The sequence below is a fragment of the Amycolatopsis sp. NPDC003676 genome (genome assembly GCF_053587275.1).
Genome location: NZ_JBSFNS010000202.1, coordinates 1 through 7,942, shown reverse-complemented (window position 1 = coordinate 7,942; position 7,942 = coordinate 1). Strand labels below are relative to the sequence as shown.

Here is a 7,942-nt window from a genome sequence, read left to right as displayed (position 1 = left end):
CGTGAGGGGAACCCTGAGGGAATCAGATTCCCTCAGGGTTCCCCTCACGTACGGTCAGGTCAGTTTTGCAGGGCGAAGGTGACGCCGGGGGCCTTCGGGGCCTCCGGACGCGGCAGCCAGCGGTCGTCGCTCACCGGCAGTTCGCCTTCGAGCGCGGCCAGCACCAGCTCCTTCGCCAGCGGCAGGACCTCGGCGACCGGGACGTCGCGCTGCAGCTCGTACGACAGCGAGGTGACGCCCGCGTCGCGGATGCCGCACGGCACGATGTTGTCGAACGCGGCCAGGTCGGCGTTGCAGTTCAGCTCGAAGCCGTGCATCGTCACGCCGCGCTGGACGCGGATGCCGATCGCGGCGATCTTGCGCTCGATGCCGCGTTCGTCGGCCGGGATCCACACGCCGCTGCGGCCCTCGACGCGGCCGGTGCGCACGCCGAACCGGTCGCACACCGCGATCAGCGCCTCCTCGAGACGCCGCACGTAGTGCATGACGTCGATCGGGTCGGCGAGCTTCAGGATCGGGTAGCCGACCAGCTGGCCGGGGCCGTGCCAGGTGATCTTGCCGCCGCGGTCGACGTCGATCACCGGGGTGCCGTCGACCGGCCGGTCCTCGGGTTCGGTGCGCTTGCCCGCGGTGTAGACCGACGGGTGCTCCAGCAGCAGCATGGTGTCCGGCCCGGTCTCGTCCGCGCGCGCGGCGAGGATCTCTCGCTGCAGGTCCCAGGCCTCGGTGTAATCGATCGTCCCGACCTCGCGCACGACCAGGGGTTCGGTGGCGATACGACAGCTTGCGCTCGAAGAACTCACTCGTCGAGGCTACGCCTTCCACCCGCCGGGAAGGGGATCAGCCGGAGTGCGGTCGCTGACACCAGACCCACGCCGAGCACCGCGAGCACGGCCCCGACAGTGTCGGTGACCCAGTGCACGCCGAGCACGATCCGGCAGGCCGCGGCCAGCACGGTCGCGGCGGCCGAAATCCAGATCGCCCACCGCACGAACCGCGGCCGGAGCCACGCGCAAAGCAGGACCACGACCAGGCCGGTCGTCGCGACGGAAACGACGTGGCCGCTGGGATAGCTCAGATCCGGGTACACGCGCGGGCGCTGCCGCTGGAACACCGGCTTGAACGCCAGGCTGGTCAGCCGGCACAGCAGAAGCACCACGGCGAGCCGTACGCAGAGCGAGAACTGCGACCGGTCCCGCAGCACGATCGCCAGCAGCACCACGCCGACCACATACGGCAGAACCGGGCCGAAGACGTTCGTCACCACGCCCGCGATCTGGCCGGCCGGGCGAGTGTCCTGTCCTTGCAAGGCAGTGGCGACCTCGAGGTCGAGCTGCAGCGGCTGCCGGTCCACCAGGAAGCCGAGCCAGAGGAACGCGGCGAACAGCACCACCCCGGTGACGATCCACCGGACGCGCGGCATCGTCACGTCGCCGCGGCGAGCGCGCTGTCGACGGTGCGGTGCCGGAATTCGTAACCGCTCGCCTCGAGCTTCCGGGGGACCGCGCGCTGCCCGTACAACGCCATCTCTTCGGCGGCCTGGCCGAGCGCGATCTTCATCGCGATTTCCGGCACCCACCACGGCGCTGGCCGGTGCACGGCGTGGCCGAGGGCGTGGGTGAACTCGGCGTTGGTGACCGGGATCGGGCCGGTGAGATTGACCGGACCGGACAGCGTGTCGTGCTCCAGGATGTGCACGAGTGCGCCGATTTCGTCGTCCAGCGCGATCCACGGCATGTACTGGCTGCCGTCGCCGAGCCGTCCGCCGAGCGCGAAGCGGAAGAGCGGGCGCAGCACGTCGAGCAGACCGCCTTGCCGCGCGAGGACGAGACCGGTGCGGATCGAGACCACCCGCGCGTTCGCCGCCGCGACGGTCGCGGCCTCCCACTCGGTGCACATCTCGGCGAGGAAACCGTTGCCGGCCTTGGTGTTCTCATCGACCACAGTGGACCCGGAGTTGCCGTAGTAGCCCACCGCGGAAGCGTTCACCAGTACGCCGATGCCGTGTTCGGCCACCGCTTCGGCGAGCACTTCGGTCGGCTCTACGCGGCTGTCGAGCAGCTGCTGCTTGCGCATTCCGCTCCAGCGGCCGGGCAACAACGGCGCGCCGCACAGGTTCACCACCGCGTCGATGCCGTCGAACGCGCCGTCGTCGATCCGTCCCGACGGCGGGTCCCAGCCGCTCTCGTCGGCGGCCCGCGCGGTGCGCCGCACCAGCCGGCGCACTTCGTGCCCGGATTCGCGCAGCCGTCCGGTCAATGCGGTGCCGAGGAGACCGCCGGAGCCCGCGATGAGTACCCGCATGCCTCTGATCGTGTCCTATCGGCCGGGCTCGCGCACACCCGGGCGGAGCTGACCGGCGACGTCGGCCGCGGCGGTCAGCAGCACCAGTGCGGGAATCGCGGCGGTCGGCTTGAGCCGGTAGCTGCCGCGGCGGTCCTGCTCGACCAGTCCGGCGGCGGTGAGCGCCTTGAGATGGTGGTAAAGCCGTCCCGGGGAGCTGAGTTCGGCCGCTTCCTGCAGCGCGGCGCCGGTTTGCGCGCCGTCGCGGGCGAGCAGCCGGACGAGCGCGATCCGGTCGGTGTTCGCGAGCGCGGCGAGCACCTCGGCGCGCGGCCCGTCCGGCAGCGAGAGGACCGCGGGCGTGGTGAGCCGGATTTCCCAGCGCAGCTCGGGATCCGTTAATTCACCCTGATAGCCCACGATCCCCTGCGGACCGCCCGGGACGGATTCGGCGGGCCGCCCCTCCAATGCGGCCATCCGGCGTTCGAGCGCCGCGACGCGCTCGGCGAGGTCTTCGGTCATGCGGTCAGTGTCCCAGCGCGCGCTCCAGGGCTGAGAAGGTGTCCGGGAGGTACAGCGCGTCGACGCACAGCTGGATCAGCACTTGGGCGTACTGGAGATCTTCCGGGGTGCAGTTCTTCAGGAAGATCGTGCTGGTGCCGGGACGACGGTCCGGCCACAGCACGTCGAACCCGAGAACGAGGAATCCTGGAAGGTTTCCGCCCTTGTACAGCAAGGCTTTCGAGCCTGGAGGCTTCTTCGTGACGGGCACGTCGAGGAGTTGCTGGGCGAGGACGGCCGCTCGATCGCGGCTCGTGGCGATTTCGTGGTGCAGTCCGAACAACTGCGCGGCGCTGCCCTGTCCGGTCGCGGCCGACCACGCCATGATCGCTTCCGCGGAGGGCGGCTTCTCGGCGGCGCGGGGGAGTACCTGGGCCCGGAACGACGGGTCGCACGCGAACCGGTTCGAAAGCGCGTCTCCCGCTGCTCGGCGGACCTCGACCGGACTGCCCGGCGGCGGGCAGTACTCGGGGAAATACAGCAGCAGCACCTCGCCGCCGAACATCCGGACGTCCGGCATCCGCCAGCCCCCGCGGGCCGCGGCTTCCCGCAGCGCGCGGTCGCCGAGCCGGGAGCGCAGGTAGTCGGCCGCGGAGTTGTCGCTGACCAAGATCATCGTCTGCGCGATGCTCCGCAACGGCACGCGCTGATCCGGGTCTTTCGCGACGCCGTACTCGTCGCACGGGATTCCCAGGTAGGTCAACGCGTTCAGGTGGTTTCCATGGCCGACCGGGCCGTCGCCGATGTACGGATGCCGCGCGCCCCAATCGCCGACGCGCACCTGTTCGGCCGGATCGAGCTGTCCCCGCGCGACCGCGGTCGTGTAGGCGAGCAGATGTACGACCTTGATCGCGGACGCGACGGTGAGCGATCGGTCCGGGAGATGGCTGAACCGGCGGCCGGTGCCGTCGGCGAAAACCGCCGACACGTCGCCTCGGCGCGCCGCGAGCCGGGCGAACCAGCCTTCGGGAGTGGATTGGTCCGGAGGATCGGCCAGCGCCAGCGAGGGCAGGACAAAAGTGGCGGCCCCCGCTGCTGCGACCGACGTGAGCAAGCTTCGTCGAGTGAGCATGCCGGTCAGCTTACTTCGGTATTCCGGAATTCCGGATAAGCCGAAAGTCGTAAACGCGAAAGCCCCCGCACCCGGGTGGGTGCGGGGGCCTTCGGGCCGAGCGAATTACCGGATCAGAGACCCAGTTCGTCCTCGAAGTTGCCCTCTTCCAGCCGCTGCTTGATCGTGGTCAGGAAGCGGCCGGCGTCCGCGCCGTCGACCAGACGGTGGTCGTACGTCAGCGGCAGGTACGCCATCGAGCGGACCGCGATGGTGTCGTTGCCCTCGGCGTCGGCCACGACGACCGGGCGCTTCACCACGGCGCCGGTGCCGAGCATGCCCGACTGCGGCTGCACGATGATCGGCGTGTCGAACAGGGCCCCGTTGGAGCCGATGTTCGTGACGGTGAAGGTGCCGCCGATCAGCTCGTCCGGCTTGATCTTGTTGGCCCGGGCCCGCGCCGCCAGGTCGGCGATGCGGTGCGCGAGACCGGCGAGGCTCAGCTCGCCCGCGTCGTGGATCACGACCGAGAGCAGGCCGCGCTCGGTGTCCACCGCGATGCCCAGGTGCACGGCGCCGTGGTAGGTGATCTCCTTCGTGTCCTCGTTGTAGGACGCGTTGACGTTCGGGTGCTGCTTGAGCGCCTCGACCGTCGCCTTGGCGAAGAACGGCAGGAACGTGAGGTTGACGCCCTCGCGCTCCTTGAACGCCGCCTTCGCGCGCTGGCGCAGCTTGGCGATCTTGGTGACGTCCACCTCGTGCACCTGCGTGAGCTGCGCGGAAACCTGCAGCGACTCGCGGGTCTTGGTGGCGGTGATCTGCCGGATCCGGCTCGCCTTCTGCACGGTGCCGCGCAGAGCGGCGACCTCCGGCGAGACCGCGGCGGCGCGCGGCGCGGACGGAGCAGCGGCGGCGGCCGGAGCGGACGGGGCGGCAGCGGGGGCCGGAGCCGCCTTCTGCTTGGCCTCGGCCGCGGCGAGCACGTCCTGCTTGCGGATGCGGCCGCCGACTCCGCTGCCGGTCAGCGACGCGAGGTCGATGCCGTGCTCGGAGGCGAGCTTGCGCACCAGCGGCGTGACGTACGGGCCGTCCGCGGAGCCGTTGTCCGCCGGGGCCTGTGCGGCCGGAGCGGGCTTGCTTTCCTGGGCCGGAGCCGGAGCAGCAGGCGCGGGGGCCGGAGCCGCCGGGGCCGGAGCGGGCTTGCTCTCCTGCACCGGGGCCGGAGCGGGCTCGGGTTCCGGTGCCGGGGCGGGCTTGCTTTCCTGGGCGGGCGCGGCGGCCGGGGCGGCGTTCGCGTCGCCGATGACCGCGAGCACCCCGCCGACCTCGACGGTCTCGTCCTCGCCCGCGCGGATCTCCAGCACGGTGCCGGCGACCGGCGACGGGACCTCGGTGTCGACCTTGTCGGTGGAGATCTCGAGCAGCGGCTCGTCGACCTCGACGGACTCGCCGACCTGCTTCAGCCAGCGGGTGACGGTGCCCTCGGTGACGCTCTCGCCCAGCTCGGGCAGCTTCACCTCGGTGCCCGAACCGCCCGCGGCCGGAGCGGTGTCCGGCTGCGACGGAGCGGATTCGGCCGGGGCGGCCGCCGCGGCGGGAGCAGGGGCTTCCTGCTGCTGCGGGGCGGGCTCCGGCTCGGCCTGCTGGGCCGGCGCGGAGGACTCGGGCACGCCGCCGGTGCCGTCGTCGATCACCGCCAGCTCGCCGCCGACCTCGACGGTGTCGTCTTCCTTGGCGCTGATCTTCACGACCGTGCCGGCGACCGGCGACGGTACTTCGGTGTCGACCTTGTCGGTCGAGATCTCGAGCAACGGCTCGTCGACCTCGACGGTGTCGCCCTCCTGCTTCAACCACCGGGTGACGGTTCCCTCGGTGACGCTCTCGCCGAGCTCCGGCAGCGTGACGGAGTAGGCCATTGTTCGCTGGCTCCCTTGATCGCTAAGACGTGGTCTGGATTGTGCTGGTTGCGCGTCAGCTGTGCACGTGCAGCGGCTTGCCCGCGAGGGCGAGGAACGCTTCGCCGAGTGCCTCGGTCTGCGTGGGGTGCGCGTGGATCAGCGGGGCGACGTCCTCCGGGAACGCCTCCCAGCTGTAGATCAGCTGCGCTTCGCCGATCAGCTCGCCGACCCGGTCGCCGACCATGTGCACGCCGACGACGGGGCCGTCCGGCGCCTTCACCAGCTTCACGCCGCCGGAGGTCTTGAGGATCTGGCTCTTGCCGTTGCCGCCGAGGTCGTAGGTGAACGTGGTGACGTCCGAGCCGTACTTCTCCTTGGCCTGGGCCTCGGTGAGCCCGACGGACGCGACCTCGGGGTGCGAGTAGGTGACGCGCGGGATGCCGCGCTCGTCGATGGCGCGCGGGTTCAGGCCGGCGATCTCCTCGGCCACGAAGATGCCCTGCTGGAAGCCGCGGTGCGCGAGCTGAAGGCCCGGCACGATGTCGCCGACCGCGTACACGTTCGGCAGGTTGGTGCGCAGCCGGTCGTCGGTGAGCACGAAGCCGCGGTCGATCTGCACGCCCGCCTCTTCGTAGCCGTGCCCGGCCGAGTTCGGGCCGCGGCCGACGGCGACGAGCAGCAGGTCGGCTTCCAGCGTCTCGCCGGACTCCAGCGACACGCTGACGCCGTTGTCGTCCTGCTTCGCGCCGGTGAACCGGACGCCGGTCTTGAAGCCGATCTTGCGGCGGCGGAACGCGCGCTCGAGCTGCTTGGAGGCGTACTCGTCCTCGTTCGGGACCAGCCGCGGGAGCGCCTCGACCACGGTGACGTCGACCCCGAAGGAGGCCCACACGCTGGCGAACTCCACGCCGATCACGCCGCCGCCGAGCACGACGACCTTCTTCGGCACGTAGTCCAGCGTCAGCGCCTGCTCGCTCGCGATGATGCGGCCGCCGAGCTCGAGGCCGGGCAGGGTGCGCGAGTACGAACCGGTGGCGAGGATGACGTTCTTGCCGGTGTACCGGGTGCCGTCGACCTCGACGGTGGTGCCGCCGACGAACCGGCCGGTGCCCTCGACGAGGTTCACCTTGTGCGCCTTGGCCAGGCCCTGGAGGCCCTTGTACAGCCGGGAGACGATGCCGTCCTTGTACTTGTTCACCCCCGCGATGTCGATGCCCTCGAACACGGCCTTGACGCCGAAGGTCTCGGCGTCGCGGGCCTCGTCGGCGACCTCGGCGGCGTGCAGCAGGGCCTTGGTCGGGATGCAGCCCCGGTGGAGGCAGGTCCCGCCCAGCTTGTCCTTCTCGATCAGCGTGACGGAAAGGCCCAGCTCGGCCGCGCGGAAGGCCGCGGCGTAGCCGCCCGATCCGCCTCCCAGGATCACGAGGTCGGCGGAGGTGTCGCTCACTTCAATAACTCCTCGGCAGCGATAGGGGTGAAGCTTCGGTCGCCGCGGCACCCGGTATAAACGCGCGCGCGACAACAGCCATCTTGTCACTACGCCGATCGGCGTTGCGACCTAGCCGGGCCAAGGCGGCGCTGCGACACCGGCCACACGCGCCACCGGGAATAATGGAGTCCGGACTCTCACCTGAAGAAAGGTGGTCGAAGTGGGGATCTTCGACTCGTTGCGCCGCCGCGGCAGACGCGGCCCGTCCGCCGGAGCAAGCCGCTCCGGAGGCCAGGTCGATACCCGCTACCTGCAGGAATGGGCTGCCGCGCGACGCGGAGTGGAAGCCTTCGTCGAGCCGAAAACCACGGTGACCGACACCACTGTGGTGCTCGTCGCGCACGACGGCGAATGGACCCGGAGGCGGATCGGGAGTTTCGATGCCGCGCAGCGGTTCGGGCACAAGAACACGATTCCGGTGTATGAGGTGGCGCGGGTTGGTTACCCGCAGCGTATGCGGGATTACACCGAACGGCAGAAGCGTCGGCCGGGTAGTTGAGGTGGGTGCTCGGCTTTCGGTAGTCGGGGTGCTTTCTGTGGGCGGCTCGTCGCCTGGCGGCGACATTGCGCCCGTTGGTTGCGTGGGGCACCCCGAAGCCCCAGTGTGCTGACGGTTCGGGGGTGCTTGTCAAGGCGGGAAAGATGCCTTGACAAGCACCC

General features: G+C 70.4%; 8 protein-coding genes. 1 reads left to right on the top strand and 7 read right to left on the bottom strand.

All coding sequences use genetic code 11. The features are described from left to right. Window positions 1-59: 59 nt before the first annotated feature. From lipB to lpdA, 7 genes are all read right to left on the bottom strand, one after another. Window positions 60-803, bottom strand: a complete 744-nt coding sequence (gene lipB, locus ACWDNU_RS44395; protein ID WP_370939271.1) for a lipoyl(octanoyl) transferase LipB — start codon at window positions 801-803, stop codon at window positions 60-62. Beyond that, window positions 800-1,429 (bottom strand): phosphatase PAP2 family protein, encoded by a 630-nt coding sequence (locus tag ACWDNU_RS44390; protein ID WP_449673261.1) that lies wholly within the window; start codon window positions 1,427-1,429, stop codon window positions 800-802. The genes lipB and ACWDNU_RS44390 overlap by 4 nt, the downstream gene beginning before the upstream one ends. Then, window positions 1,426-2,304 carry a TIGR01777 family oxidoreductase gene (locus ACWDNU_RS44385; RefSeq protein WP_449673260.1) on the bottom strand — a complete coding sequence of 293 codons (879 nt, stop codon included), beginning with the start codon at window positions 2,302-2,304 and terminating at the stop codon, window positions 1,426-1,428. The genes ACWDNU_RS44390 and ACWDNU_RS44385 overlap by 4 nt, the downstream gene beginning before the upstream one ends. Before the next feature lie 15 nt (window positions 2,305-2,319). Beyond that, window positions 2,320-2,805, bottom strand: a complete 486-nt coding sequence (locus ACWDNU_RS44380) for an ArsR/SmtB family transcription factor (RefSeq protein ID WP_370939269.1) — start codon at window positions 2,803-2,805, stop codon at window positions 2,320-2,322. Window positions 2,806-2,809: 4 nt separating this feature from the next. After that, window positions 2,810-3,916 carry a serine hydrolase gene (locus ACWDNU_RS44375; protein ID WP_449673259.1) on the bottom strand — a complete coding sequence of 369 codons (1,107 nt, stop codon included), beginning with the start codon at window positions 3,914-3,916 and terminating at the stop codon, window positions 2,810-2,812. Window positions 3,917-4,029: 113 nt separating this feature from the next. Beyond that, on the bottom strand, window positions 4,030-5,811 hold the full coding sequence (sucB, locus tag ACWDNU_RS44370; protein ID WP_449673258.1) for a 2-oxoglutarate dehydrogenase, E2 component, dihydrolipoamide succinyltransferase: 1,782 nt from the start codon (window positions 5,809-5,811) through the stop codon (window positions 4,030-4,032). 55 nt (window positions 5,812-5,866) lie between these two features. Next, window positions 5,867-7,240: a dihydrolipoyl dehydrogenase gene (gene lpdA, locus ACWDNU_RS44365; RefSeq protein WP_449673257.1), complete on the bottom strand. Its 1,374-nt coding sequence runs from the start codon at window positions 7,238-7,240 to the stop codon at window positions 5,867-5,869. 193 nt (window positions 7,241-7,433) lie between these two features. Between lpdA and ACWDNU_RS44360 the strand changes: the two genes are divergently transcribed. Then, window positions 7,434-7,781, top strand: a complete 348-nt coding sequence (locus tag ACWDNU_RS44360) for an oxidoreductase (protein WP_370939265.1) — start codon at window positions 7,434-7,436, stop codon at window positions 7,779-7,781. Window positions 7,782-7,942 lie beyond the last annotated feature (161 nt).